Consider the following 25,414-nt stretch of genomic DNA (forward strand, 5'->3'; position numbering starts at 1 on the left):
TGTTGCGTGCCGTTGAGGTAGTAATGATGCAGGATTGCTCATGCTGTCGCGGCGGCTCTCAATATAGCGAATTTGGAGCACTGAAATGGTATCGAAAAAAATTACTGCTTTAACTGGCAGTAGCCAGACTCACCCCGAAATCAGCCAGAAAGAAATTTCCGTCAATAACTTTGCTGTGCGAATCCCTGTAGCCATGAGCAATATCGGCGGGAAAGAAATTCAGTCTGTAAGCGGGCGTAAGCTGCATACGTTTTTGGCTATTGGTCGTGACTTCACCAATTGGATTAAAGGACGTATTCAGCAATATGGTTTTGTCGAGGGGCTCGATTATGTGATTGTTGAAAATTTGACCTCGCCAAAACGGGCGAGCTCAAAATCTCGGCAGCAAATGGAACATGATTACCTGATCACTATTGATATGGGTAAAGAGCTGGCAATGGTAGAGCGTAATGAAAAAGGGCGGGAGGTGCGACGCTACTTTATCAACTGTGAACGCCAGTCAAAAAACGCCGCGAATATTCCCGAGACGTTACCGGAAGCCCTGCGCCTTGCTGCTGATCTGGCAGAAAAGGCAAGCGAACTTGAAAGCCGACTGGTGGCCGTCGCACCAAAAGTTGATTTCGCCGATCGCGTGGCTGATATCAGGAAGGGTATTTCCATTCCTAACTATGCTAAAGCTGTAGGGCTTGGCCCGATCAAACTCTTCGAGTGGATGCGACAGAAGGGGATACTCATCAATGGCGGTCAGCGCCACAACCTGCCTATGCAGCGCTATATCGACAGCGGTTACTTTGCCGTTCGCCAAGGGACATATGAAACGAATGGTGAGATAAGAGCCTCATTCACAACGATGCTCACGGGAAAAGGGGAGCAATGGCTAACGCAAAAACTGATCGCTGGTGGTGTATTGCCGGAGGTGCCGAATGCTGACGCTGAATAAAACAAAGGCAGCTTTGCCGAGCTGCCAATGTCACTACAAAGAACTTAATCAAATCCAGCATACCAGGCCTGAAGCTAGTGGTCAAAGCCTGACCGTTCCTGCAAATACAGGAGCACGTAACTTCCCCCAATGGGGTGAGTTATTGGGCATTGAAATTTCAGCCGATTCTAACGTCCTCCATTTGAGGGAGTTAGCCGCCGCCGAAATCTCAGAGTTTATTGACTTACACCGCTGGTGGAAGTTAGTGAGTAACCGTGTTGCAAATCTGCAACTCGCTATTTGCACCCAGCAGGGGTATACGCCATCGGCGCAGACCTACAAAAAATTTGTAACCTCTGCAATCTCCCCAGATTTGGGGCGACCGATTTTTAACCGAGGGCGGAATTCCGCCTTATGTAGCTTCTACGTTCGTGGAGGAAAAGTCCGCCAAAGATTGGAAAATGAGTATCTTTACGAACTCAGTTTTGAGCCGGTTAATTTAAGTCAGTTCTTAGGAGGTATAGTTGCGCATTCCACTACTTTGGCTGCATCTGGCGAGTTAGGTGCAGGGCAAAGTTTTTTATCTTCTTTTAGCCAGTTATACCCAATGGCAAGAGCACACACAATCAAGACCGCAATAATCCATTTAAGGATATGCATTTTTTACTCCTCCAATTTATCTTTTGTTCTTTTTCGCTGGCGACGTTTTATCTCGCCTTTGGCGGCAGCCACTAGGAATCCAGCGGTGCTTTCACCATCTTCCCGCAATCGTTCGATATCCTCCATTACCTCATGGGGGATTCTTACGGTGGTCATTTGTGATTTTGCGTTTTTCGCACCAGTTGCCATTACTGAGAGTCCTTGTGTTAGGTGTATTTCAGTATACGCAAAAAAAATGAGAAAAAAAGCCTTGAGGTGTATTTCACTTTGGGATAGTTTTGAAAGGAAAGGTGAAATACACCTTGGGAAAGGCGAAGCCCGGCAGTGCGCCAACACTAACCGGGCCTCTTACCACAAACCGTTATTCGAGGTAACAGTTATGGCTGACCATCAGTCTACCCAAACTCGCTCCAAATATACATGGCGTTTTCTTGCCATCAACCGCCACGACAAAAAGGCCAAACCCTGTCGCCTGTCCGTCGAAGCTGCAACCGAAAGTGAAGCCCGCAGCATTCTAGTGCCACATTTTATTCTTTCTCTGGCTGCCCGCTTGCCAGCGCCGGAGGTGTTTTCATGATCAGGAAAATTGAGGACCTCGATTTTGAAGATGAATTCCGCCGGCTGAGCGCACTTTTGACTGCCAGCGCAGAGCTGCATGGTGCAGACCCTGATGAAAATGAGCTCTCCTTCGAGCTCTTGGATAAAGCACTGTTTCGTGTTCGTGAAATTGACCAGGCCTTCCGTGATGAAGGAGGGCGTAAAAATGCGTGATATTTACCATCAGCTTGTAAAGAGTACCCCTGATTTTAAGCACTTCTCTGATCAGGATTTAGCTGAATCCAGTGATCTCTATGCTGCTGGCGCATTTGCCATCAACAGTGCGCTCACTCTGATTGGCAATCTGGCGTTCGATGCAACTAATGCGGAAGACTACTCCGATGAGGATGCTCGCCGGGATTTGGTACTTGTCAGCCATGCACTACGTCACCTTCCGAGGATGGCTCAGGCTCTGAATCAAAACAGTGATGCAGCGGACTATGTGCGCACCCAACGCGGCAAGGGGAAAAAGTCATGATCAGCAACGTCAAATTTAACGAACTGGAAAAGCGCGTTGATCTGCTGGTGAACCGCGTTCTTGAGCTGGAGCGGCATGTCCGCTCACTGACTGATAGCCAGGGCGGTGAGATCCCGCCGGGGATGACACCTGTTGCCACGCTGGCGGCCGAGTTCGGCATATCGACTAAAAAGGCCGAAGAACTGGCGAAAAACACCGGCGTTATGCTGGTCAAAATGAGAGCCGGTGGATTCATTGCACCTGATGAAAAATTCAGGGAGGCGGCACGGCTGGTGCTACGCAGCGCCAAACGTAAATACGGTTCGGCCTACTGGTTCCATCCACTGCTTGGCAAGTTCCAGATGAGCGGAGGTATCCCGCAATGACGGCTCAACTCGCAGCAGTAGAGACAGTATCTGATGCCCTGTTTACCTGTTCGTATCTGTGGGCACATGGCCGGAACTACAGCCGCACGGATGCTGATAAAGCGCTCCACCAGCACAAAGACCCGACCACCCGCTACGGCAAGCTGGCGGTGCGGTTAAAGCAGATAGTCGAAATGTCGTATGAGGATCTGGTGACGCCGGTTTTCTCGATACCGACCGTAAGCAGATGATTATTGCCCGCCGTTCTGTGCTGGTGGAGGAAATAGGCGAGGTTGAAATGAATACCTTGCTGGCAGACACGCAGCGTATTCAGCGTGCTTTTCCTGATGCCAATACTGGTGGGCGGCTTTCAAAGCTACCTCTTACCCGTGGCTCTGAGGGCTACAACGTCAGGCAGGACTATGTAATCAAACATATGCTTCCAGCTCAGTCCCTGTGCAGCATATACGGCCCCAGCGGCTCGTATAAGAGCTTCCTCGCTGTGTCGTGGGCTTGTCACATTGCCGCCGGTGCTGCCTGGTCTGGCCGGAAAGTTGAACAGGGCGCGGTGCTGTATGTAGTAGGTGAGGGTGGTGTGGGTGTGCCTCGCCGGATCAGAGCATGGGAGCAGATACACGGGCAGCAGGTGAACAATCTCTGGCTGGTGAATCGCCCGGTCTTCCCGGTGCGTGAATCCGAGGTATCAGAGGTGATTCTTGCCGCAAGGCAGATCACTGCGGAATGCGGTATACCAGTTCGCCTGGTAGTGATCGACACGCTGGCCCGCTGCTTTGGTGGCAATGATGAAAATGATGCCCGCGATATGGGGGCGTTTATCGAGGGCTGCGATGTTATCAAGCAGAGAACCGGTGCTACGGTGTTGGTGGTGCATCACTCCGGCAAGGATGAAGCTAAAGGCGCGCGTGGCTCCAGTTCTTTCCGCGCCGCGCTTGATGCCGAGTATAACGTTAAGCGCGAGGGGGAAGGCACGGCGCTGATCCTTTCCTGTACAAAGATGAAGGATGCCGAGGAGCCGGAACGCAGGGCGTATGACTTGCGCGCTGCTGAACTGTATACCGATGAAGATGGGGAAATAGTCTGCTCGCTGGTGGTTCGTGATGTGGCCAGAGATGCCAGAGAAATTGATCCTGAACTGGTGGGCGTGGAAAAGCTCAGTGATAACCACATGGCACTGTGGCAGGCCATCCGAAGCCGTATTGCCCGCAATGAACCCTGTAATCGGTCAGTCATTCGTGATGACCTAAAGGCGCTGGGAATTAACACCAAGCATTTCACTCGCTGGGTGCAGAAGCTTATCGATAACGGCCTGGTTATACAGGATGGTGATTTGTTGGCAGTGCAGTCGCTAAGGGAAGTGGGCAACTAAGTGGGGTGCTGGTGGGGAAGGTGGGGAATGTCTCTAACGTTTCCCCACATAGCGCCCATATACAGGGACGAAATGGGTAAAAGTCGTGAAACCCGCGTCATTACTGGTCAAATCGGGTATCTTTACAAATACCAGTGGGAAGTAAGTGGGGAGTATGCTAAGTGGGCCGAAAGTGGGAAACACCTCCTCCGGAATGCCAAAAGTAAGGAGGTGTATTTAGCCATTTGCCCGCGAGCTAGATCCTTTTAGCACTGATGCCAGAATTTGGTCCTGCTGGCAAACCAAAGGCACTATCAACGCCTTGGCTGGACCTTAGGTCATTGAGAATGTTTTCTGCCGAAAACCTTTGACCAATAATAGCTATTGATGCGGTTCTTGGGTTTTCTGAATGCCTGGCTCTGTATGCTTCGATTTCTCTGCCTCCTTCCGCTAGGACCCGTGCGCATAATCCTCTTACATAGAGACGATTAAATTCGCCCTCTGCTAATGTCTGCGCGGCGGTTACAGGGACGCGTGCTTGCATTAAAGCTTGGCTATTAGGTTTCCTTTTTGTGTAAAACTGTTCTAATAATCTACGGTTTTGGATTTCTCTCTCAAACCAAACGTCATCATAGTTAATTGATTGTTCGAGTAATTGTGCCCAAATCTGTTTACCATGAGCAGTTAAGAAAGAGCTTAGGTAAAAATTATCGCTCTCCTTATCCAACTGAATTTCATCAAACATGAAGCGACGAGTTTCATTATCTAAATCCAGTAAATTTAATGCCATTTCGAGCTCCCGATTTTAGAGTGTTTTTTAGACCGCATCTAAATCTACTGTTTTTTTTCTGAGCAATAGTTGGGTTAAATCAAAGTTATCAGGAAGTTGTAAATCTAATATCTTGATTGAAATAAGGTTGACCTACAATTTTTACTGATTGATTATTATACTTATGGTATCAACCACTGTAAGTTTAAAATGGTAGATAAAAACACATCGACTTGCGAACAATGAAAAACGAAGAGGTTAAATATGCCAATGAGCATCCAGGAAATTAAAGAGCACTATGACCAGTACGGCATTCATGATATGAGCCTAATGTCTGCTGGGGAATACCGACGAGCCCTCGCAGATGGAGCACTATTTTGGTCGGATCATCACGATTTTGTGCGTAGTACGCTATCGGGGGAAATGTTTGCAACTAACAGGGAACAACTTGATGCGATGATTGAACATTTAACCGAGTACCGGGACAAGATGCCTATCCCACCAGAATGGTTAAGCGAGGGAAAATGATGCCAGATTATGTCTTGATGATACGTGAAGCATTCAATGAATCTGCGAATTTCCTAACATGGTCTTTTTATTCTCTTATAACCGCTTATGTTTCGCTTGCAATGCTCGAAAGGAATAATATTAAGACAAGATTTGATAAGTTGTTTAGTAAAATTATTTTTTTAATTTCGATGATTATATTCATTCCAAATATATTCTTTATATCTAAAGTTTTTGGTGAAAAGTTGGGGCCTTTTGCAGAATTTGCTTCTTTCGTTATTTGCCTTCTTATGATGATGCTTAATTCAGTTCCGGCGCTATTAAGCTTGGTAGAAAAGAAAAAAGATTTGTAAATTATTTGTACTCAATCTTACCTATTTTTACCCCTGTGTTTGGCAGGGGTTTTCATTATATTTTTCCTATATATCTTGATAAGTGGCACTCAGACGTGAGCCGCCACTGTCCACCTGGTTTCTTCCGTTCTGCGACGGTCTCCTTTCCAGGTGGACATCCCTCCAGTTGCTGGTTTCACGTCTCAACGTTAATTGTTACGGAAACCACTCCATGAAGAAATTACTCGAATTACGCCAGCAGAAAGCCTCACTTAAAAGCCAGATGCGATCCATGCTGGAAAAAGCCGACAGCGAAAAGCGCAGCCTGAATGATGAAGAGGGTAAGCAGTTCGACGAACTCCGCTCCCGGGCTGATGCGCTTGAAGTAGAACTTACCCGCCTTGAAGCCGTTGCCGATGATCAGCGTAATCTGCCAGGAAAGTCTGTTGAAGGTAAAAGCGTGAGCAACGATGAACTGCGTCATTACATCATGACGGGTGATACCCGCTCTCTCAGTACGCTGGTTCCGGCTGAGGGCGGTTATACCGTTATCCCCGAGCTGGACAAAGAGATCATGCGCCAACTGCAGGATGAAAGCGTTATGCGCTCCATCGCCACGGTGAAAACCACCAAAACCAACGAATACCAGAAGCTGGTATCCGTGGGGGGCGCGACGGTTAAACGTGGTACAGAAGGTGAAGAGCGCACCGAAACCGCAACGCCGAAGCTTGAACGTGTTGATATCAAGTTGAATCCGATCTACGCCTACCCGAAAACCACTCAGGAGATCCTCGACTTCTCTGAAGTGGATATTCTGGGATGGCTGGCCTCGGAAGTGGCCGACACGTTCACCACTACCGAAGAAAACGATCTGGTGAATGGCGATGGCGATAAAAAATCCAGAGGTTTCCTAGCTTATCCACGCGCAGCTACCAGCGACAAAACACGCCCGTTCGGCACGCTGGAAAAGGTGGAAACCCCGGCCGTTTCCTCTGATGGCCTAATCGACCTGCTTTACAAGCTGAAAGCCAGATACCGTAAAAATGCTGTATGGGTGATGAATTCCGGCACCGCCGCCACGCTGCAAAAACTGAAAAACGGCAACGGGGATTATATCTGGCGTGATCGTCTCGTTGCTGGCTCCCCTGACACGTTGCTGGGCCGCCCGGTTCAGTATCTCGAAACCATGCCTGATGCGTTGCCTGGAAATGCATTCCTGGCCGTGGGCGACTTCAAACGCGGTTACTTCATTGTGGATCACACCACTGGTGTTCGTACCCGCCCCGATAACATCACCGAGCCCGGCTTCTACAAAGTGCATACCGATAAATACCTGGGCGGCGGCGTGGTGGACTCCAGTGCAATTAAAGTGCTTGAACTTTCCGGCTCTGGTTCCTGATCTCACGTTGAAGGGGCTCTGGCCCCTTTTTGCCCTCTGTGGAGTCCAGTAATGAAAACAATCGATTTTGAAATCCGCACGACCAATCTGAGCGCCAGCAACAAAAAGCTGGTGGGCTATGCCGTGCGCTGGAACAGCCTGTCAGAAATTATCTGGGATGAGTTCCGCGAGCAGTTCGCGCCCGGGGCGTTCAAAGACAGCCTGGCATCCGGTATTGATGTGCGCGCGTTATACGAACATAACTATACCCAGCTGCTGGGCCGTACCAAATCCGGCACGCTGGTGTTATCAGAAGATGTTACCGGGCTGCGCTTCGAGCTGGCACCACCGGATACCCAGCTTGGCAATGATGTGCTGGCGCTGGTGGAGCGAGGGGACATTTCCGGCATGAGCTTCGGTTTCCGCGCGCTAAAGGAATCCTGGGATATTGCGCAGTCGCCTTACCTGCGAACCGTCACTGCCGCTGAACTGCGGGAAATTACAGTAACATCAATGCCCGCGTACCCAGAATCAGGTGCTGAAATCGCACACCGCTCTCTTTTCTCCCAGCATCCTGAACTGCGCTATGCCGGTGATAACCGCCGACACTGGGCTGACCTGGCGGGGCTGTGATATGTGGAATATCTGGCCTTTTAGCAGCAAGGCAGAGCAGCGCAGCATGACCATCGACGAATTTATGGCCATGGCAGGGATCCCGAATACCGGATCCGGTGAATATGTGTCTGCCGGCACTGCGGAATCCCTGCCGGCAGTCATGAATGCCGTGGCGGTTATCAGCGAGGCGGTGGCAACCATGCCCTGCTATCTGTACCGGGTACGCAACGATAACGGACGCGAGGCGCGGGAATGGCTGAGCAATCATCCGGTCGATTTTTTGCTGAATGAGCAGCCTAACGACTGCCAGACACCCTACCAGTTCAAACGCACGATGATGCGCCATTGCCTGCTGAACGGTAACGCCTACGCGGTGATCCAGTGGGGCCGCGACGGTCAGCCACAATCACTGCATCCGTATGCGCCCGGTGCGGTGGTGCCCGAGCGTATCGGCGAGCATAAATACAGGTACAGCATCACTGAGCCTTTTACCGGAGCGGTGCGCACCTGCCTGCAGGAGGAAGTCCTTCACCTGCGTTACTCCACCGACGATGCTTTTCTGGGGCGTTCGCCGATCACCATCTGCCGTGAGGCGCTGGGGTTAGGTCTGGCCCAGCAGCGTCACGGTGCCAGCATCATGAAAGACGGCATGATGGCATCGGGCGTTATCACGGCTAAAGAATGGCTGGACAGTGTTAAAGGCAAGCAGGCAATGGATGCGCTGGAACGCTACAAAGGTGCCAGAAACGCCGGTAAAACGCCGATCCTTGAAGGGGGCATGGACTATAAGCAGCTTGGCATGAGCAATCAGGATGCTGAGTGGCTGGCCTCCCGGCGCTTCACCATCGAAGACATTGCCCGCATGTTCAACGTGTCGCCCATCTTCCTGCAGGAATACAGCAACAGTACCTACAGCAACTTCAGCGAGGCAAGCCGCGCTTTTCTCACCATGACGATGCGCCCCTGGCTGGCTAACTTTGAGCAGCAGATCAAATCTGCGCTGCTGGTGGCTTCACCTGTGCCGGGTATCCGATATCAGGTGGAGTTCGATTCTGCCGATCTTCTCCGCGCCACCCCTACCGAACGCTATGCAACCTATGAGCGTGGCATCAAGAACGGGATCATGAACCCCAATGAAGCCCGGGAGCGCGAGGGGATGCCGCCGCGTGATGGTGGTGATGAGTTCAGTCAGGCATGGAAACAGGAAGTGAAGATCAGCAAAGACAGCAAGGAAGGCGAAGAATGAGAGCTGGTGGCCTGAGAAACCGCATCACTATCCGTACTTTTACTTCATCAAGATCACCTTCCGGGCAGGTTATCCAGAAGTGGGAAGACGGGGAAACCATCTGGGCGGAGGTAAAGGGGATGAGCGGTCGTGAATTAATGGCGTCAGGTGCTGAGCTTGCCGAAGCGACTATCCGCGTGTGGGTGCGTTTTCGCCGCGATATCACGGCCGCCAGTCGTCTGAAAGTACTCACTGGCCCGTTTGCCGGCAGCACTCTCAATATTATCGGGCCTCCTGTACCTGATGCGGAAGGTACCCGGCTGGAAATTCTCTGCAAGACAGGAACGGAAAAATGAGAGCAGAAATCACAGTTGATGAAGCAAAACTGCATTGCCGTATTGATGATGATTACGAAGATACGTTGATACAGGCATACATCGATGCGGCGCTGGAGGTCTGCCAGAAGCATATCGGCAAGCGGTTCGATAACGGGCTGGAGTTTACGCCAGCTATCAAGATTGGCTGTCTGATGTACGTCTCTCAGCTATACGAGTATCGCACGATGATTGGTGACACCGACGCCAAGGAGATACCGATGGCTGTCTCTGCGTTGTGGTCTGCCTACCGTGATGTGGGAGTGTACTGATGCCATGGCAACCACTGCGCCGGTGCACTGCGCCGGGGTGCAATAAGCGGGTGAAGTCGGGGAAGTGTGATGAGCATCAGCGGGAAGCGTGGCGGGCTGAAGATGCCAGACGCGGCCACCGCCGTGCCCGTGGTTACTCAGCCTCATGGGAGAAATATCGCGCGCAGTTTCTGAAACGTTATCCCCTGTGTGTTGAGTGCCAGAGGCTGGGCCTATACGTCCCTGCAAAGATTGTCGATCACATCATTCCTGTCGATGGTGGCGATGACGTTCTGTTCTGGCCTGAGTGGAATCATCAGCCGTTATGCCAGACACATCATAGCCAGAAGACCACACAGCGAGACCCTATCACCAAAGCCAACCGCAAAGCGGGTATGTACTGCGAGGAGGAAGTGCGGGCAGCACAGCGTACTGACTGGATGTATGAGGCTAGCCATGAATGAGAAAGACGTGGCGAATCTGTATCAGTCACTGGCCCGGTGCCGTAATGACTTCATGCAGGCACGCACCAGACGCAATGAGCGACAGCCTGTCCAGCGCAGGAGTGAACGTGAGCGGGAGGTGATGGAGTGCTTCCGCAACCGCTGACAGGCCGCACCGCCGGGGTGGGGGGGTATTTCAGGACAAAACCCGGATTGCCCGGCACCACCCGCCCCCTCAAATTTTTACGCACGGTGATTTTTTTGATAGCAGTAAGCCTTAAGGAAACAGGAAGTTATGGCAAGACCACCCAAACCACCCGCTTACCTTGATGAAATTGCAGGGCAGCAGTGGAAGACGAAAGCGAAGCAACTGGCCGAACGCGGGGATCTGACTCCCGCCGACTGGAACAGCTTGGAGCTTTATTGCGTTAACTACTCGATGTACCGGAAAGCCGTTGAAGATATTGGCCTGCGTGGGTTTTCTGTCGAAGGTTCGCGCGGTGCAACCACCAGCAATCCGGCGCTGAAAGCGAAATCCGATGCTGAAAAAATCATGATTAAAATGTCGTCGCTGCTGGGCTTTGATCCGGTAAGCCGCCGCCGTAACCCGGTGGAAACGGAAGAGGAAGATGATCTTGACCGTCTGGGATGAGTACGCAAGCGCGATAAAAACGGGCGAAATTCCCGCCTGTAAGCGGGTGAAACAGGCCGTGGAGCGATACTTTTCAGACCTGAATGACCCTTGTTATGTGTTCGATGTGGCGACCGTGGAGCGGTTTATTGCGTTCTCCCGGCTCTGCCCTCACGTCAAAGGCCCGTTGCGCGGACAGGCTATCGAGCTGGAGCCGTGGCAGCAGTTTGCCTTTGCTAACCTGTTGGGCTTTAAAGTCAGGGAGTCAGGTCGCCGTAAGTACAGCAGCGCCTTTATCGAGGTGCCGCGCAAGAATGCCAAATCCACCGTGGCCGCTATGCTGGCTAACTGGTTTCTGGTGATGGAGAAAGGCCAGCAGGATATCTACACGGCGGCGGTTAGCCGGGATCAGGCCCGAATCGTGTTCGACGATGCCCGTCAGATGTGTTTGCTGTCAAAGCCGCTGAAAAAACGCGTCAATATTCAGGCGCATAAGGTTATTTTCCCGAAGAGCAACAGCCTTTTAAAGCCGCTGGCGGCGAAAGCGGCCACCATTGAAGGAACTAACCCCAGCTTGGCAATTGTCGATGAGTACCACCTTCACCCGGATAACGGCGTTTATTCCGCCCTTGAGCTGGGCATGGGCGCTCGTCCGGAGGCGATTTTGTTCGCCATCACTACCGCCGGTAGTAACGTTGTATCTGCCTGTAAACAGCATTATGACTACTGTTGTCAGATTCTGGCCGGGGAAGAGAGCAATGATTCGCTGTTTGTCCTGATCTACGAGCTGGACGACGAAAGCGAGGTTGAACAGCCGGAAATGTGGATCAAGGCTAACCCTAACCTGCATGTGTCCGTGGATGCGGCGAAGCTGGAATCCACCATTCAGAAAGCGCGTGGCATACCGTCGCAGTGGGTGGAGATGCTTACCAAGCGTTTCAATATCTGGTGTCAGGGTTCCACGCCGTGGATGGGGGCCGGTGCATGGGATGCCTGTAAGCTCGATTACAACGAAGAAGACCTTGCCGGAATGGAGTGTTACGCCGGGTTTGACCTGTCCTCTACCAGCGATATTACTAGTGTGAGCTACGCTTTCCCGTTCGACAGGGAGATCAGGCTCCTGACCCGTCATTATCTGCCAGAAGCACAGCTGCTTAACGTAGCCAACAAAAACCGCGCCATCTACCGCCAGTGGGTGAAAGCGGGATGGATACGCACTACCCCCGGTGACTGCATCGACTATGACCGCATCCGTGACGATATCCTGCATGATGCTGAAATCTTCAATATCCGGCTGGTGGGCTTCGATACGTGGAACGCCACGCATCTGCGCACCCAGCTACAGGGGGCGGGCCTTGATGTGGAGCCGTTCCCGCAAACTTATCTCAGGTTCAGCCCGGTAGCGAAGTCCTTTGAGGTATTCGTAAACCGCAGCGTGGTACGCCATCGCTGCGATCCGGTTCTGGCCTGGGCGATTGGTAACGTGGTGATGGAGTCTGACGCCAATGCCAACATCAAGCCCAACAAAAAAAAATCCTCTAATAAGATAGACCCGGCGGTAGCTGCGCTCATGGCGTTTGGCACCTATCAGGCCGAACATGAGGATTTTATATTTGATATTAGCGATAAATATAAAAAACGTGTTCAGGCATTTAATGGAGTTTAAAGAGTCTTTTTATTCATAAAGTTTAATGTGGTTTGTATTAGGCAATAGCGCTATTATAATAACGCTATTGTTTTTATGGCAGATTAAATTTTTATCCAAGAATGCGTCGAGAACGAACCCCTGTATTAAAATTATTTCTAGCGTTCTTATATACATATCTTAGAGGTTGAGATAAGGAGAACACTAATTCGTTCAGCATTGCATGTGCTTCATTATCCTGTATTGAGGCTACGAACTCTTCTAACTCACTGAATCTTTTCATTATATCGAGTACAGCATCATCAATTGCAGGTGCTTTTAGTTTGTTACCTAATGCATAAGTTATATAATCAGGCGGAAGAAGGGTTTCAGGCGAACGTAGTAGTTGATAATTACCGCGTGTAAGCTCAAGCAGCTCTTCAAGGATCGTTGAAAACTTCGTTAAATCGGTCTGCTTATTGCTGACTAGTTGTTTAGGCTGGGATGCTTCTACTTCATCATCAGGAATGCGATCAAGAGAGCTTTTTAAATCAGGCCACCACATTTCAAAGACTTTATTCAATCTTTCTGCTTCTAAAGCATGATCTCCACAACAAAGATTAATGGATGTCATAAGCTTAAAAATGTCTTCTTTATCATATTTTGTTGATTGATATTGAAGCAGAGGACCATTGAAATCCGATGGGTTTATTCTAAAAAGAAATGGACTAACGTTACTTTTATCAACACTTTTACCTAATGCCCCCGCTTCGAAGTTGATCCATGGAGCATGTATGTTTTGTTTTGTGAGACAGATCAAACCATAGGCAGAATGGTCTAATTCCGCAGCAATATCACTAGACCAACGAGCCCCCTTGTCAATATCTTCAGATGAGACATATGGCTGTACAGCTTGAATTACACTCGGTATCCAATCTCTAAATACTTTTGCCACCTTGTGACTTGTAGGTCCTGACCAACTAATGAATACCTTCATATTGTCCCCTCATGAGCAAAGTAGTGTTTTTTATATAGCATTTACCGCATGAGGGTGGGTAGAACCCGAAGGGAATTACTCAGTTGTACTTACACCAAGTATCCTATGGGTATCCTATAAAAAGAAAGCATGCGGCGATTCAGGCTAACTTATTGAAAAGTGGTGGCCCCTGTTGGGTTTGAACCAACGACCAAGCGATTATGAGTCGCCTGCTCTAACCACTGAGCTAAGGGGCCGTGGCGGTGAATTATAGAGTAACTTACCCTCGCAATCCAGCAGGAATCGCCCGGCTGATGTTTTTATAAACAGCGCATTTTCAATCTCTTATACTTAAGTTTATCGTTTCTAATCGGGAGTAAAGCATGATCCACGATATTCTGGCGCCGGGTCTGCGCGTCGTGTTTTGTGGCATTAATCCGGGGAAATCCTCTGCCCATACGGGATTTCATTTTGCACATCCGGGGAATCGCTTCTGGAAAGTGATTCACAAGGCCGGCTTTACCGACCAGCAGTTGCGCCCGGAGGATGAGCACCATCTGCTGGATACGCGCTGCGGCATTACCATGCTGGTGCAGCGTCCAACGGTGCAGGCGACGGAAGTCGGGCTGCATGAGCTGCGTAACGGCGGCAGGGATCTGGTACATAAAATTGAGGAGTATCAACCCGCCGCGCTGGCGGTGCTTGGCAAACAGGCGTTTGAGCAGGCTTTTAGCGTGCGCGGTGCGAAGTGGGGTAAGCAGGAGATGAGCATTGGCGTGACGCAAATCTGGGTGCTGCCCAATCCCAGCGGGCTGAACCGCGCTTCGCTGGAGAAGCTTGTAGAGGCATACCGTGAACTGGATGAGGCGCTGGCATCGCGCGGGTTGTAAATAACAGGCAAAAAAAAGCTCCCGTCGGGGAGCTTTTTTGTCTGGCGTGACGATTAATCGTCGAGGAAGCTACGCAGCACTTCAGAGCGGCTCGGGTGGCGCAGTTTGCGCAGTGCCTTCGCTTCGATCTGACGGATACGTTCGCGGGTAACGTCGAACTGTTTACCCACTTCTTCCAGCGTATGGTCGGTATTCATGTCGATACCGAAACGCATGCGCAGCACCTTCGCTTCACGAGCGGTAAGGCCAGCCAGCACATCGTGCGTTGCAGCGCGCAGGCTCTCGGTGGTCGCCGAGTCCAGCGGCAGCTCGAGGGTGGTATCCTCAATAAAATCACCCAGATGCGAATCTTCATCATCGCCAATCGGCGTTTCCATGGAGATTGGCTCTTTGGCGATTTTCAGCACTTTGCGGATCTTATCTTCCGGCATCAGCATACGCTCAGCCAGCTCTTCCGGCGTCGGCTCGCGGCCCATCTCCTGCAGCATCTGGCGAGAGATACGGTTGAGCTTGTTGATTGTCTCAATCATATGCACCGGAATACGGATGGTGCGCGCCTGATCCGCGATAGAGCGGGTGATTGCCTGACGGATCCACCAGGTTGCATAAGTCGAGAACTTGTAACCACGGCGGTATTCAAACTTATCAACCGCTTTCATCAGGCCGATGTTCCCTTCCTGAATCAGATCGAGGAACTGCAGACCACGGTTGGTATATTTCTTGGCGATAGAGATAACCAGACGCAAGTTCGCTTCAACCATCTCTTTCTTCGCACGACGCGCTTTCGCTTCGCCAATAGACATACGACGGTTGATATCTTTAACCTGCTCAATCGTCAGGCCGGTCTCTTCTTCAATCTGCTGCAGCTTCATCAGGCCGCGTTGCACTTCTTCAGTCACATCTTTCAGCTTCTCAGACCACGGTTTGTTCATGGCCAGCGCGGCGTTGAACCAGGTTTCGCTGGTTTCATTACCGGTGAAGAGGGTGATGAAGTTTTTCTTCGGCATTTTGCACTGTTCAACGCACAGCTTCATGATGATGCGTTCTTGGGTACGTACGCGATCCATCATCACGCGCATGCTGTTTACCAGGTAATCGAACTGCTTCGGCACCAGACGGAACTGCTTGAAGACTTCAGACAGCTTAAGGATCTCTTCCTGTGCGGCAGCGTGGCTGCGTCCTTTTGCTTTGATTGTGTCGCGAGCCAGCTCGTACTGCGTACGCAGTTCAGCGAATTTCTCACGCGCCAGCTCAGGGTCGATGCTGTTGTCATCATCGCTGTCGTCATCGCTGTCGTCTTCTTCTTCATCTTCATCGTCGTCCATCTCTTCGCTGGAGAGCTCAGAGCCGACGTGGGTCGCCGTTGGCGCCATATCTTCTTCGGCGTTCGGATCGACGAAACCGGTGATCAGATCGGAGAGACGAGCCTGCTCTGCTTCAACACGGTCGTACTGTTCCAGCAGGTAGGTGATAGCTTCCGGATACTCGGCAACGGAGCACTGAACCTGGTTAATCCCGTCTTCAATACGTTTGGCGATGTCGATTTCGCCTTCACGGGTCAGCAGTTCAACGGTGCCCATTTCGCGCATATACATGCGCACCGGGTCGGTAGTTCGTCCGATTTCAGACTCTACGCTGGACAGAACCTGTGCAGCGGCTTCTTCAGCATCTTCGTCTGTGTTGTTGGAGTTTTCAGCCAGCAACAGATCATCAGCATCCGGCGCTTCTTCCATCACCTGGATGCCCATGTCGTTGATCATTTGGATGATGTCTTCGATCTGATCGGAGTCGACGATATCTTCCGGCAGATGGTCATTGACCTCGGCATAGGTCAGATAGCCTTGCTCCTTACCACGGGTAACAAGAAGCTTCAGCTGTGACTGCGGGTTTTGCTCCATAAGACGGTATCCACACTTAAATTCATGAGGTTGGTGTCGGTTAGCGAAATAAACCGCCAACATTTAACGCGAGGGTGTATTTATATTTTTGCCGCTGGCCCTCGTCGCGGCTGTCGGGATCAACCCGAACGATTATCGGCACTTAAGCCGTTGAATTTATTTTTTAGCCAGCTCCTGGTTCAACTGCCAGAGCTCCCGGCGTTCTTCGCTGCTTAGACCGTGCGTGCGATCGCGAGCTATCAACTCTTCTTGTCGCCGTTCAAGCATCGAATCAAACATATGATTGAGCGCGTCGGTAAAGGTTTTTTCAGCGATGTCCTTATCTGCTATATCGTCCCACATTGACAGTTTTTCAAGGGTTGCGGCCTCATTCGTGCCGCGATAATGTTCCAGTAACTGCCCAGTTGTCAGACCAGGTTGAGACAAACAAGTGTTGACCAGTTCTGCAAATAAGCCAAGTCCGGGCAGTCTGGATTGATCAAGACCGGCCAGCGAAGGCACTTTTGGTGCAAGCTCCGGGTTCTGGATCAACAACCCTATCAGTATACGCATGGTTGTGCGTTTTAGCTGAGGGGCAGGGCGCGCCGTCGCGCTCTCCACCTGCTTTGGCATTAATCGATCGAGCTGTGCATCGTCGAAAATGCCAATCTTGTTGCCGAGGATCTGGCGTAACTGAATGCGCAGCGTCTCGCCCGGCACCTGGTTGATCAACGGCAGTGCCAGCGCGGCAAGCTGCGTTGTCCCATCCGGCGTGGTGAGATCCGCCTTCGGCAACAGGCTGTTAAACAGAAACGTGGAGAGAGGCTGAGCCTGCTCCATCCGCGCTTCGAACGCCTCTTTGCCCTCTTTACGCACCAGCGTATCCGGATCTTCGCCATCCGGCAGAAACATAAAACGCAGCTGCCGCCCGTCGCTCATATAGGGCAGCGCGGTTTCCAGCGCCCGCCATGCGGCTTCGCGGCCGGCACGGTCGCCGTCGTAACAGCAGATAACGTTTTTCGTCACCCGGAACAGCAGCTGAATATGATCCGCCGTCGTGGAAGTGCCAAGCGATGCAACGGCATAGTTAATGCCATATTGCGCCAGCGCCACCACATCCATGTAACCTTCGACCACTAACAGTCGCTGCGGTTCATCCTTATCCTGCTGCGCTTCATAGAGGCCATACAGCTGGCGACCCTTATGAAAAATATCCGTTTCCGGGGAGTTCAGGTATTTGGGCGTATCGTTGCCCAGCACGCGTCCACCAAAACCAATCACCCGGCCGCGCTTGTCGCGAATCGGAAACATCACCCGCTCGCGGAAGCGATCGTAACTGCGTCCTTGATCGTTTGTGACCAGCATGCCTGCATCGATCAGCGACTTGCGGTTTTCGCTATTGTTGCCGAAACGCTTTAAAACGTTGTCCCAACCGGGCGGCGCGTAACCAATAGCGAATCGCGTAATGACTTCACTGCTCAAACCACGCCTGGAGAGGTACTGACGAGCAGGCTCTGCGGCGGATTGGGTCAGCGATTGCTGATAAAAAGCATTCAGCCCGTCCATCAGTTGATAGAGTGTTTGCCGTTGATGGCGCTCTATCAGGCTCGGTCCGCTGCCTGCTTCGAACGGCACTTCGAGGTTGTGCATTGCCGCCAGCTCTTCGACGCTTTCGACGAACTCGAGCTTGTCGTAGTTCATTAAAAAGTCGAGGGCGTTGCCGTGCGCGCCACAACCAAAGCAGTGGTAAAACTGTTTTTCACCGTTCACGGTGAAAGAGGGGGTTTTCTCGTTATGGAATGGACAGCACGCGTGGTAGTTCTTGCCCTGCTTTTTTAGCTTTACGCGCGCGTCGATAAGATCGACGATGTCGGTACGCGCCAGCAGGTCATTGATAAAAACACGTGGGATTCGTCCAGCCATAGGCCCCGTTTTGATCTTATATAATTTTCGTTATGCTCATCAGCGGTAAGTTGCTGAAAAGGCGAAAATTATATCAGGTTATAAACGAAAATAAGCCGCGCATTCCTTTCGGAAGCACGGCCTTACAACTACAACTCGGTCTAACACAGAGGGCGCTCGCCCTCAGTAATTAGTACAGACGAGTACGGCGTGCGTTTTCGCGAGCCAGTTTCTTCGCGTGACGTTTCACAGCGGATGCTTTAGCGCGTTTACGTTCGGTAGTCGGTTTTTCATAGAACTCACGACGACGAACTTCCGCCAGAACACCTGCTTTCTCGCAGGAACGCTTGAAGCGACGCAGAGCTACGTCGAACGGCTCGTTTTCACGTACTTTAATTACCGGCATGTGCCTCTCACCTTTGATTAAATCGGTTTGCCGCTGGCGTTCACGCCAGCTTATTTCAAAATGGTGCGGAATTTTACTGCAACTGGTGCTGCTTTGTAAAGCACCGCCGCCCTTTTTGAAAGGGGACTTTTGTAAGGGTGAGGAGTATACACGAACTCAGCTGCACAAGTGAGCAAAGTTTTACATCGCCCCGCATTCGCCCTACACTGCGCGCTATTGCAAAGAGGTAAACAGAGCCATGCGCGTACTGGGTATTGAAACATCCTGCGATGAAACCGGCATCGCTATCTATGACGACCAGAAGGGTCTTCTCGCTAACCAACTCTATAGTCAGGTAAAACTGCACGCCGATTACGGCGGCGTGGTGCCGGAGCTCGCCTCCCGCGACCACGTGCGCAAAACCGTGCCGCTGATCCAGGCCGCCATAAAAGAGGCCGGATTAACGGCCAAAGAGATTGATGCAGTGGCCTATACCGCGGGTCCAGGCCTTGTCGGCGCGCTGCTGGTTGGTGCAACCATTGGTCGTTCGCTGGCCTTCGCCTGGGATGTTCCGGCGATTGCCGTACACCATATGGAAGGGCACCTGCTGGCACCGATGCTGGAAGAGAACCCGCCTGCGTTTCCGTTTGTCGCGCTGCTGGTTTCCGGCGGTCACACGCAGCTTATTAGCGTGACCGGCATCGGTCATTATGAACTGCTTGGCGAGTCTATAGATGATGCTGCCGGCGAAGCGTTCGACAAAACGGCCAAACTGCTGGGTCTTGATTACCCGGGCGGGCCGATGCTGTCGAAGATGGCGGCGCAAGGAACAGAGGGGCGCTTTGTCTTCCCGCGTCCTATGACCGACCGACCGGGGCTCGATTTCAGCTTCTCCGGCCTGAAGACCTTTGCCGCCAACACTATTCGTAATAGTGGCAATGACGATCAGACCCGGGCAGATATCGCGCGTGCCTTTGAGGATGCGGTAGTCGATACGCTGATGATTAAGTGCAAGCGCGCGCTGGATCAAACTGGTTTTACCCGGCTGGTGATGGCGGGCGGCGTCAGCGCTAACCGTACGCTGCGTGCGAAACTGGGGCAGATGATGGAAAAACGTCGCGGGGAAGTGTTCTATGCGCGCCCGGAATTCTGTACCGATAACGGGGCGATGATCGCTTATGCGGGCATGGTGCGCCTGAAAGCAGGTAATGATGTCGGGCTTGGCGTGACGGTGCGTCCGCGCTGGCCGCTGGCGGAGCTTCCTGCTGCGTAAATGACTGTTGCCCGGTGTTTTCACGCGCCGGGCAAATCTACGCTTTATCCTGCCGCTTCTTCCTTTTCAGCTTCGTCCAGATTTTGCTCTCCTGATGCCGCCATAAACGCTGAATATTGTCATGATGACGCAGCAGGATCAGGCATGAGAGCATCGCCACCGGAAAGGTGAACTGCGGTTTAAACCACCAGACATAGAATGGCGCAATCAGCGCACTGACAATTGCCCCCAGCGACGAATAGCCGCTTAACAGCACCGTCAGAAGCCAGGTACCTGCCATTACGCCCGTTAAATCCCAGCCAATCGGCGCAATCGCGCCAAACGCGGTGGCCACGCCTTTACCGCCTTTAAATTTAAAGAATACCGGCCAGATATGGCCCAGACAGGCGGCGATAGCGATAAGGCCCAGCCAGAAGGGCGTAACGCCAAGCGCATAGGCGCCCCAGACCGGCAGCATCCCTTTTAAAACATCAAAAATCAGTACCGCTGCGGCTGCGCCCTTGCCGCCAATACGTAATACGTTGGTAGCACCGGGATTACCGGAGCCACTCTCTCGCGGGTCAGGGAAACCAGCAAGGCGGCAGACCAGGATGGCGCTGGAGATTGAGCCACAAAGGTACGCAAGGAAGATCATCCCAGGCGCGATTGCACTCATAACGCTGTTCCGTTTTGAAAATGTCGTTTTATTCTCTGCATCCATGGATAATACGCATAAATTTTGCAAAGTGGTATCCGGGTTTCGTGCAAATCCTGAAAGATAACCACTCAATTAGCGGCCTGGCGGCAGTAGCCCAGACGCAGATAAGCAGGCGGAGAAAAATGGATATTGTATTTATCGAACAGCTTTCTGTGATCACCACCATTGGTGTTTACGACTGGGAACAGACCATTGAACAGCAGTTGGTGTTCGATATCGAAATGGCGTGGGATAACCGTCAGGCGGCAAAGAGTGATGATGTTCAAGACTGCCTGAGTTATGCGGATATTGCCGATACCGTCGTCGGGCATGTCGAAGGCGCGCGTTTTGCGCTGGTCGAACGCGTCGCGGAAGAGGTGGCAGATCTGCTGCTGGCGCGCTTTAGCTCCCCCTGGGTGCGCATCAAACTGAGCAAACCTGGCGCGGTAGCGCGGGCAAAAAATGTCGGCGTGATCATCGAGCGTGGCCTAAATCCGAAAAAAAGTTTTTAAATTCATCATCGTTAAACCAAACGCTAGTATTCAGGTCATAGATACGGCTTTTCGCGGCTTCTCCACTGGATGAGCCGTTTTTTATATCTTTTTAGGGGTTTATTTGATGAGCGATATGCACTCCCTGCTGGTGGCGGCCATTCTTGGTGTCGTTGAGGGGCTTACCGAGTTTCTTCCCGTCTCAAGTACGGGTCATATGATTATCGTCGGGCATCTGTTGGGCTTTGAAGGCGATACTGCAAAAACCTTCGAAGTGGTGATCCAGCTCGGCTCGATCCTCGCCGTGGTGGTAATGTTCTGGCGACGCCTTTTTGGCCTTATCGGCATCCATTTTGGCAAACCGCCGCGCCATGAAGGCACCGGCAGCGGGCGCTTGTCATTGATCCATATTCTGCTCGGGATGATCCCGGCGGTGGTAATTGGCCTGGTGTTCCACGATGCGATCAAAACACTCTTCAACCCGAAAAATGTCGCCTATGCCTTAGTGGTTGGCGGCGTGCTGCTGATCGCCGCCGAGCTGCTAAAGCCGAAAGTGCCGCGCGCGCAGGGTGTTGATGATATGACCTATCGCCAGGCGTTTTTAATTGGCTGCTTCCAGTGTCTGGCGCTGTGGCCGGGCTTCTCCCGCTCTGGTGCGACCATCTCCGGCGGTATGCTGGTGGGTGTCAGCCGTTACGCGGCTTCGGAGTTCTCATTCCTGCTGGCGGTGCCGATGATGATGGGCGCGACGGCGCTGGATCTCTATAAGAGCATCGGTTTTCTCACCACTGGCGATATCCCGATGTTCGCCGTCGGTTTTGTGACGGCGTTTATCGTCGCGCTGATCGCTATTAAAACCTTCCTGGAGCTGATTAAACACATCTCCTTTATTCCGTTTGCGATCTACCGCTTTATCGTCGCCGCAGCGGTCTACGTCGTCTTCTTCTAAGCGTTATCGCCCTCAGGCTTCGGGCTGAGGGCAGTGCTCTGCTTTCCACTGCGCAACCGCCGCAATACGTCGGCGGGTCAACTCTTCACGCACTGCCGCACCGGTAAAACCTGCTTCAATTACCGCTTTTGTCGGCACAGCACGTGCCACTTCCCAGGCCTCACGCAGTAAGCGCCCCTGCGAGTAATCAATGGCTTCAAAGCCGGTACGCCCGCGCACATCCGCTTCGCTGGTCAGCGCGATTTGCTCGACCCGCTGCGGTTTGCGCCAGGCATCAATAGAGTCGAACAGCTTGACGATGGTTTTCGGCTGCAAAACAGGGAAGTTGTGGATCAGATCGTGGTACTCGGCCACCAGCTTCGCTAAATCGCGTAGCTCATTCGGCACGCGCAGGCGCTGGCACAACCCCTCAACCAGCCGGACACCCGCCGGGCCGTGGCCGTGATGGCGTGGCCAGAGCGCAGGTGGGGTCAGCCCCTTGCCGAGATCGTGGCACAGCGTGGCGAAACGCACATCCACCTCGGGGCTCAGCATCGCTGCCATTGATACCGTCATCAGCGTGTGAATACCGGTATCAATCTCCGGGTGCCATTTCGCCGGGGCCGGAACGCCAAACAGCGCATCGATCTCCGGGAAGAGCACCTTCAGCGCGCCGCAGTCACGCAAAACCTGAAAGTAGACCTGCGGATTACGGGTGCGCAGCGCGCTCTCCGTCTCTTTCCACACTCGCTCAGGCGTCAGGTGCGCCAGCTCGCCCGCCCCGGTCATGTCGCGCATCAGCGTCATGGTTTCATCGGCAATACGGAAGCTGAGATGGGCATAACGGGCGGCGAAACGCGCCACGCGCAGCACGCGGAGCGGATCTTCATTAAACGCAGGGGAGACATGGCGCAGAATGCGCTGACGCAGATCCTGCTGACCATTAAACGGGTCGATAATTGTGCCGTTTTCATCCTGCGCCAGCGCGTTGACGGTTAAATCACGGCGCAGCAGATCCTGCTCAAGGGTGACATCGGGGGCGGCATAGCAGGTAAAACCGGTATAGCCGGAGCCGGACTTCCGCTCGGTGCGCGCCAGGGCGTACTCTTCGCGGCTTTGCGGATGGAGGAACACAGGAAAATCGCGGCCTACCTGCTGGTAGCCCGCGTCGAGCATCTCTTGCGGCGTGGCGCCGACCACTACCCAATCTCTGTCTTTGACCGGCAGACCCAACAATGTATCGCGTACTGCACCACCGACCAGATAACTCTTCACCCGCCACTCTCCTCTACACATTTGTCGTCAGATAATACGTAAGTGTAGAGAGGATGGCGAATCGGCTTAGTTCATCCAGCGATCTTTGCGTTTACGTGTCGGGATCATGTGCGGCAGTAACAGGCCGAGCAGCAGACCCGCGCCCAGCACGCCACCGCCATACATAAACCACTGCATAATGATGGTGCGCTGCTTGTCATCAAGCTGCAGGTTAGCGGCGTTGACCTTCTTCTGCGCGACGATTAGCTCATTTTTGAGCTTCTGGTTCTCATCTTTCAGACCGTTAATCACCCCGTCGCTGCGCGCCACTTTCTGCTGCATATCCGCGGTGCGCTGGTTCCAGGTGTTGTCGATATTGGTCAGTTTATCGGTCAACGTTTTCACCTGGTTTTCCAGTTCCGGCACGCGGGTGCGCAGACTTGGCTGGGTGTTAAGCTGCTTAAGCGGGATCCAGGCAGTACGGCCGCTGCTGTCACGCACCTGGCCATACTCATTATTTTGTTGCAGCAGGGCAACCTCTTCACCGGCGTTTACCGTGCCAACAAGGCGGTAATTATCGCCGGGGCCGCTGCGGACCCAGGTGCTCAATTCGTCCGAAACATACCGCTTCTCTTCAGCGTGGGTGCCGACAGAGACGCTAAGCGCGAAAAGGGTTATTCCAATCAGGCGTAAATTTGGCATCAGGCAATCATTATTTTCTTTGAATGTGAATGGTAAACAGTGGCGACAGTCTGACGACACCCGGCAGGTACCATCAATCGGAATCTTCCAGATCAAACTGCGCACTGATGCGAACATTTGCACCCGCCAGATTGCGCATTCATGGCAATTTGGCAAAAAATACTATCTACTGACAAACCGAGGGCGCGTTAGTTCGCCAAAAATTTTCACTGATGTGACATAACCATAAGTGCAAGGCCATGGCTCAGGAAATTGAATTAAAGTTTATCGTGAAGAGCGACTGCGTGGAAACGCTTCGTCAACATCTTCATACGCTGACCGACGAACATATCGCGTCCAGCCAGTTACTCAACATCTATTACGAAACGCCTGACAACTGGCTACGCAGCCATGATATGGGTCTGCGTATTCGCGGTGTGAACGGCCAATATGAGATGACGATGAAAATCGCCGGTCGCGTGATCGGCGGTTTACATCAGCGCCCGGAATACAATATTCCCCTTGATAAGGCCGAACTTGACCTTTCGCGCTTTCCCGCCGAAGTGTGGCCCGCAGGCGGCCTGCCTGAAGACCTGCAATCGCGCGCGCAGCCGCTGTTCAGCACCGATTTTTACCGCGAAAAGTGGCTGGTTAACGTCGGCGACAGCCGCATTGAGATTGGCCTCGATTTAGGCGAAGTGAAAGCGGGTGAGTTCGCCGAGCCGATTTGCGAACTGGAGCTGGAGCTGCTGAGCGGCGATGCGGCAGATATTCTCAAGCTGGCGCGCCAGCTGGCGACGCTCTCCTGCCTGCGTCAGGGCAGCCTGAGCAAAGCCGCCCGCGGGTACCAGCTCGCGCAGGGCAATGCGCCGCGCGAACTTCGCCCGACCCCCTTTTTGCAGCCCGCGCCGAAAGCGACCGTCGAGCAGGCGTTTGCCAGCGCGCTGGAACTGGCCCTCTCCCAGTGGCAGTACCATGAAGAGCTGTGGGTGCGTGGTGAAGACGCGGCACGGCCTGAAGTCCTGCGCGCGATTGCGCTGCTGCGCCACACCTTTACGCTGTTTGGCGGCATTGTGCCGCGTAAAGCGAGCGCTCACTTACGTGACCTGCTGACCCAGGCGGAAGCGACACTGACCTCCGCAGTTTCCGCTGAAACGGCGGTGTGGGATGTGCCGTCGGCGATGGCGAAATTGCTGTTAACAGAGTGGCTGGTGACTCAGGGCTGGCGCGCGTTTCTTGATGAAAAAGCGCAGGCGAAATTTGCCGACTCCTTCAAGCGCTTCGCCGATATCCACCTCTCGCGCACCGCCTCTGAACTGAAAAAGACCTTTGCTCACCACCTTGGCGACAGCTATCGCGATCAGCTGCCACGCCTGGCGCGTGATATCGACAGCACGCTGCTGCTGGCAGGTTACTACGACCGGGCGCTGGCGAACGCGTGGCTGGAGAACTGGCAGGGTCTCTACCATGCGATTGAAACGCGTCAGAAAATCGAAATTGAGCATTTCCGTAATACCGCCATTAACGAGGAGCCATTCTGGCTACACAGCGGGAAACGCTAACGTAAG

Annotated in this window: 33 protein-coding genes and 1 tRNA gene; 23 read left to right on the forward strand and 11 right to left on the reverse strand. The window is 52.6% G+C overall.

Annotated elements, in window-relative coordinates; translation table 11 throughout:
* Positions 1 to 85: 85 nt before the first annotated feature.
* A complete protein-coding gene (locus tag IAE48_RS13850; RefSeq protein ID WP_200134737.1) occupies positions 86 to 940 on the forward strand; it encodes a phage antirepressor KilAC domain-containing protein in 855 nt (284 codons plus the stop codon).
* Positions 941 to 1,423: 483 nt separating this feature from the next.
* Here the strand turns inward: IAE48_RS13850 and IAE48_RS24135 are convergent, their stop codons facing one another.
* Positions 1,424 to 1,579, reverse strand: a complete 156-nt coding sequence (locus tag IAE48_RS24135; protein ID WP_232045167.1) for a hypothetical protein — start codon at positions 1,577 to 1,579, stop codon at positions 1,424 to 1,426.
* A gap of 3 nt (positions 1,580 to 1,582) precedes the next feature.
* The gene (locus tag IAE48_RS24140) at positions 1,583 to 1,768 is read right to left on the reverse strand and encodes a YlcI/YnfO family protein (protein ID WP_232045168.1); all 186 of its coding nucleotides are present in this window, start codon (positions 1,766 to 1,768) and stop codon (positions 1,583 to 1,585) included.
* Positions 1,769 to 1,958: 190 nt separating this feature from the next.
* On the opposite strand from IAE48_RS24140, the gene IAE48_RS13855 reads away from it, so the two are divergent.
* The 6 genes from IAE48_RS13855 to IAE48_RS13880 are packed head-to-tail and all read left to right on the forward strand — an operon-like array spanning position 1,959 to position 4,385.
* Positions 1,959 to 2,156 carry a host cell division inhibitor Icd-like protein gene (locus IAE48_RS13855; RefSeq protein WP_200134798.1) on the forward strand — a complete coding sequence of 66 codons (198 nt, stop codon included), beginning with the start codon at positions 1,959 to 1,961 and terminating at the stop codon, positions 2,154 to 2,156.
* A complete protein-coding gene (locus IAE48_RS13860) occupies positions 2,153 to 2,350 on the forward strand; it encodes a hypothetical protein (RefSeq protein ID WP_200134738.1) in 198 nt (65 codons plus the stop codon). The genes IAE48_RS13855 and IAE48_RS13860 overlap by 4 nt, the downstream gene beginning before the upstream one ends.
* Positions 2,343 to 2,654, forward strand: coding sequence for a hypothetical protein (locus tag IAE48_RS13865; RefSeq protein ID WP_200134739.1), 312 nt, complete (start codon positions 2,343 to 2,345; stop codon positions 2,652 to 2,654). The genes IAE48_RS13860 and IAE48_RS13865 overlap by 8 nt, the downstream gene beginning before the upstream one ends.
* Positions 2,651 to 3,019: a hypothetical protein gene (locus IAE48_RS13870; RefSeq protein ID WP_200134740.1), complete on the forward strand. Its 369-nt coding sequence runs from the start codon at positions 2,651 to 2,653 to the stop codon at positions 3,017 to 3,019. The genes IAE48_RS13865 and IAE48_RS13870 overlap by 4 nt, the downstream gene beginning before the upstream one ends.
* The gene (locus tag IAE48_RS13875; protein WP_200134741.1) at positions 3,016 to 3,249 is read left to right on the forward strand and encodes a hypothetical protein; all 234 of its coding nucleotides are present in this window, start codon (positions 3,016 to 3,018) and stop codon (positions 3,247 to 3,249) included. The genes IAE48_RS13870 and IAE48_RS13875 overlap by 4 nt, the downstream gene beginning before the upstream one ends.
* Entirely contained in the window at positions 3,246 to 4,385 is a 1,140-nt protein-coding gene (locus IAE48_RS13880) for a helicase RepA family protein (RefSeq protein WP_200134742.1), read from the forward strand. Before IAE48_RS13875 ends, IAE48_RS13880 begins: the two co-directional genes overlap by 4 nt.
* A gap of 235 nt (positions 4,386 to 4,620) precedes the next feature.
* Here the strand turns inward: IAE48_RS13880 and IAE48_RS13885 are convergent, their stop codons facing one another.
* The gene (locus IAE48_RS13885; protein WP_200134743.1) at positions 4,621 to 5,154 is read right to left on the reverse strand and encodes a hypothetical protein; all 534 of its coding nucleotides are present in this window, start codon (positions 5,152 to 5,154) and stop codon (positions 4,621 to 4,623) included.
* Between the two features lie 243 nt (positions 5,155 to 5,397).
* On the opposite strand from IAE48_RS13885, the gene IAE48_RS13890 reads away from it, so the two are divergent.
* The 11 genes from IAE48_RS13890 (at position 5,398) to IAE48_RS13940 (ending at position 12,555) form a co-directional block, all read left to right on the forward strand.
* Positions 5,398 to 5,661: a hypothetical protein gene (locus IAE48_RS13890; RefSeq protein WP_200134744.1), complete on the forward strand. Its 264-nt coding sequence runs from the start codon at positions 5,398 to 5,400 to the stop codon at positions 5,659 to 5,661.
* The gene (locus IAE48_RS13895) at positions 5,658 to 5,993 is read left to right on the forward strand and encodes a hypothetical protein (RefSeq protein WP_232045170.1); all 336 of its coding nucleotides are present in this window, start codon (positions 5,658 to 5,660) and stop codon (positions 5,991 to 5,993) included. Before IAE48_RS13890 ends, IAE48_RS13895 begins: the two co-directional genes overlap by 4 nt.
* Before the next feature lie 211 nt (positions 5,994 to 6,204).
* A complete protein-coding gene (locus tag IAE48_RS13900) occupies positions 6,205 to 7,371 on the forward strand; it encodes a phage major capsid protein (RefSeq protein ID WP_200134745.1) in 1,167 nt (388 codons plus the stop codon).
* Between the two features lie 51 nt (positions 7,372 to 7,422).
* Positions 7,423 to 7,983, forward strand: coding sequence for an HK97 family phage prohead protease (locus IAE48_RS13905; protein ID WP_200134746.1), 561 nt, complete (start codon positions 7,423 to 7,425; stop codon positions 7,981 to 7,983).
* 1 nt (position 7,984) lies between these two features.
* Positions 7,985 to 9,211, forward strand: a complete 1,227-nt coding sequence (locus tag IAE48_RS13910; protein ID WP_200134747.1) for a phage portal protein — start codon at positions 7,985 to 7,987, stop codon at positions 9,209 to 9,211.
* Positions 9,208 to 9,546: a phage head closure protein gene (locus IAE48_RS13915; protein WP_200134748.1), complete on the forward strand. Its 339-nt coding sequence runs from the start codon at positions 9,208 to 9,210 to the stop codon at positions 9,544 to 9,546. The genes IAE48_RS13910 and IAE48_RS13915 overlap by 4 nt, the downstream gene beginning before the upstream one ends.
* A complete protein-coding gene (locus IAE48_RS13920) occupies positions 9,543 to 9,836 on the forward strand; it encodes a head-tail connector protein (protein ID WP_200134749.1) in 294 nt (97 codons plus the stop codon). Before IAE48_RS13915 ends, IAE48_RS13920 begins: the two co-directional genes overlap by 4 nt.
* The gene (locus IAE48_RS13925) at positions 9,836 to 10,279 is read left to right on the forward strand and encodes an HNH endonuclease signature motif containing protein (RefSeq protein WP_200134750.1); all 444 of its coding nucleotides are present in this window, start codon (positions 9,836 to 9,838) and stop codon (positions 10,277 to 10,279) included. Before IAE48_RS13920 ends, IAE48_RS13925 begins: the two co-directional genes overlap by 1 nt.
* Complete coding sequence (locus IAE48_RS13930) at positions 10,272 to 10,424, forward strand: hypothetical protein (protein WP_200134751.1); 153 nt, start codon at positions 10,272 to 10,274, stop codon at positions 10,422 to 10,424. The genes IAE48_RS13925 and IAE48_RS13930 overlap by 8 nt, the downstream gene beginning before the upstream one ends.
* Positions 10,425 to 10,553: 129 nt before the next feature.
* Positions 10,554 to 10,910 carry a phage terminase small subunit P27 family gene (locus IAE48_RS13935; RefSeq protein ID WP_200134752.1) on the forward strand — a complete coding sequence of 119 codons (357 nt, stop codon included), beginning with the start codon at positions 10,554 to 10,556 and terminating at the stop codon, positions 10,908 to 10,910.
* Positions 10,894 to 12,555 carry a terminase large subunit gene (locus IAE48_RS13940; RefSeq protein ID WP_200134800.1) on the forward strand — a complete coding sequence of 554 codons (1,662 nt, stop codon included), beginning with the start codon at positions 10,894 to 10,896 and terminating at the stop codon, positions 12,553 to 12,555. Before IAE48_RS13935 ends, IAE48_RS13940 begins: the two co-directional genes overlap by 17 nt.
* 91 nt (positions 12,556 to 12,646) lie before the next feature.
* Here IAE48_RS13940 and IAE48_RS13945 read toward each other — a convergent pair whose 3' ends face one another.
* Together IAE48_RS13945 and IAE48_RS13950 are read right to left on the reverse strand one after the other, a co-directional pair.
* A complete protein-coding gene (locus IAE48_RS13945) occupies positions 12,647 to 13,510 on the reverse strand; it encodes a TIR domain-containing protein (RefSeq protein WP_200134753.1) in 864 nt (287 codons plus the stop codon).
* A 160-nt stretch (positions 13,511 to 13,670) separates the two neighbouring features.
* Positions 13,671 to 13,746: transfer RNA gene (locus IAE48_RS13950), tRNA-Ile, on the reverse strand.
* A gap of 126 nt (positions 13,747 to 13,872) precedes the next feature.
* Here IAE48_RS13950 and mug point away from each other — a divergent pair.
* Complete coding sequence (mug, locus tag IAE48_RS13955) at positions 13,873 to 14,379, forward strand: G/U mismatch-specific DNA glycosylase (protein ID WP_200134754.1); 507 nt, start codon at positions 13,873 to 13,875, stop codon at positions 14,377 to 14,379.
* A 53-nt stretch (positions 14,380 to 14,432) separates the two neighbouring features.
* Here mug and rpoD read toward each other — a convergent pair whose 3' ends face one another.
* The 3 genes from rpoD to rpsU form a co-directional block, all read right to left on the reverse strand.
* Entirely contained in the window at positions 14,433 to 16,277 is a 1,845-nt protein-coding gene (rpoD, locus tag IAE48_RS13960) for an RNA polymerase sigma factor RpoD (RefSeq protein WP_042715572.1), read from the reverse strand.
* Positions 16,278 to 16,433: 156 nt separating this feature from the next.
* Positions 16,434 to 18,179, reverse strand: a complete 1,746-nt coding sequence (dnaG, locus tag IAE48_RS13965) for a DNA primase (protein WP_200134755.1) — start codon at positions 18,177 to 18,179, stop codon at positions 16,434 to 16,436.
* Positions 18,180 to 18,348: 169 nt separating this feature from the next.
* Positions 18,349 to 18,564, reverse strand: a complete 216-nt coding sequence (gene rpsU, locus IAE48_RS13970) for a 30S ribosomal protein S21 (protein WP_001144069.1) — start codon at positions 18,562 to 18,564, stop codon at positions 18,349 to 18,351.
* Between the two features lie 238 nt (positions 18,565 to 18,802).
* Here rpsU and tsaD point away from each other — a divergent pair, with 238 nt between their 5' ends.
* Positions 18,803 to 19,816: a tRNA (adenosine(37)-N6)-threonylcarbamoyltransferase complex transferase subunit TsaD gene (gene tsaD / locus IAE48_RS13975; protein WP_200134756.1), complete on the forward strand. Its 1,014-nt coding sequence runs from the start codon at positions 18,803 to 18,805 to the stop codon at positions 19,814 to 19,816.
* Between the two features lie 37 nt (positions 19,817 to 19,853).
* Here the strand turns inward: tsaD and plsY are convergent, their stop codons facing one another.
* Entirely contained in the window at positions 19,854 to 20,471 is a 618-nt protein-coding gene (gene plsY / locus IAE48_RS13980) for a glycerol-3-phosphate 1-O-acyltransferase PlsY (RefSeq protein WP_023480785.1), read from the reverse strand.
* A gap of 164 nt (positions 20,472 to 20,635) precedes the next feature.
* Here plsY and folB point away from each other — a divergent pair, with 164 nt between their 5' ends.
* Both folB and bacA read left to right on the forward strand, forming a co-directional pair.
* Positions 20,636 to 21,004, forward strand: a complete 369-nt coding sequence (gene folB, locus IAE48_RS13985; RefSeq protein WP_200134757.1) for a bifunctional dihydroneopterin aldolase/7,8-dihydroneopterin epimerase — start codon at positions 20,636 to 20,638, stop codon at positions 21,002 to 21,004.
* Between the two features lie 106 nt (positions 21,005 to 21,110).
* Positions 21,111 to 21,932: an undecaprenyl-diphosphate phosphatase gene (gene bacA / locus IAE48_RS13990; protein WP_023480824.1), complete on the forward strand. Its 822-nt coding sequence runs from the start codon at positions 21,111 to 21,113 to the stop codon at positions 21,930 to 21,932.
* A 12-nt stretch (positions 21,933 to 21,944) separates the two neighbouring features.
* Here bacA and IAE48_RS13995 read toward each other — a convergent pair whose 3' ends face one another.
* Both IAE48_RS13995 and IAE48_RS14000 read right to left on the reverse strand, forming a co-directional pair.
* The gene (locus IAE48_RS13995) at positions 21,945 to 23,186 is read right to left on the reverse strand and encodes a multifunctional CCA addition/repair protein (protein ID WP_200134758.1); all 1,242 of its coding nucleotides are present in this window, start codon (positions 23,184 to 23,186) and stop codon (positions 21,945 to 21,947) included.
* A 66-nt stretch (positions 23,187 to 23,252) separates the two neighbouring features.
* On the reverse strand, positions 23,253 to 23,867 hold the full coding sequence (locus IAE48_RS14000; RefSeq protein ID WP_023480821.1) for a TIGR04211 family SH3 domain-containing protein: 615 nt from the start codon (positions 23,865 to 23,867) through the stop codon (positions 23,253 to 23,255).
* A gap of 239 nt (positions 23,868 to 24,106) precedes the next feature.
* Here IAE48_RS14000 and IAE48_RS14005 point away from each other — a divergent pair, with 239 nt between their 5' ends.
* On the forward strand, positions 24,107 to 25,408 hold the full coding sequence (locus IAE48_RS14005; RefSeq protein WP_200134759.1) for an inorganic triphosphatase: 1,302 nt from the start codon (positions 24,107 to 24,109) through the stop codon (positions 25,406 to 25,408).
* The last annotated feature ends 6 nt before the right edge of the window (positions 25,409 to 25,414 follow it).

It is taken from the genome of Kosakonia sp. S57, assembly GCF_016516575.1.
Classification (GTDB): Bacteria; Pseudomonadota; Gammaproteobacteria; order Enterobacterales; family Enterobacteriaceae; genus Kosakonia; species Kosakonia cowanii.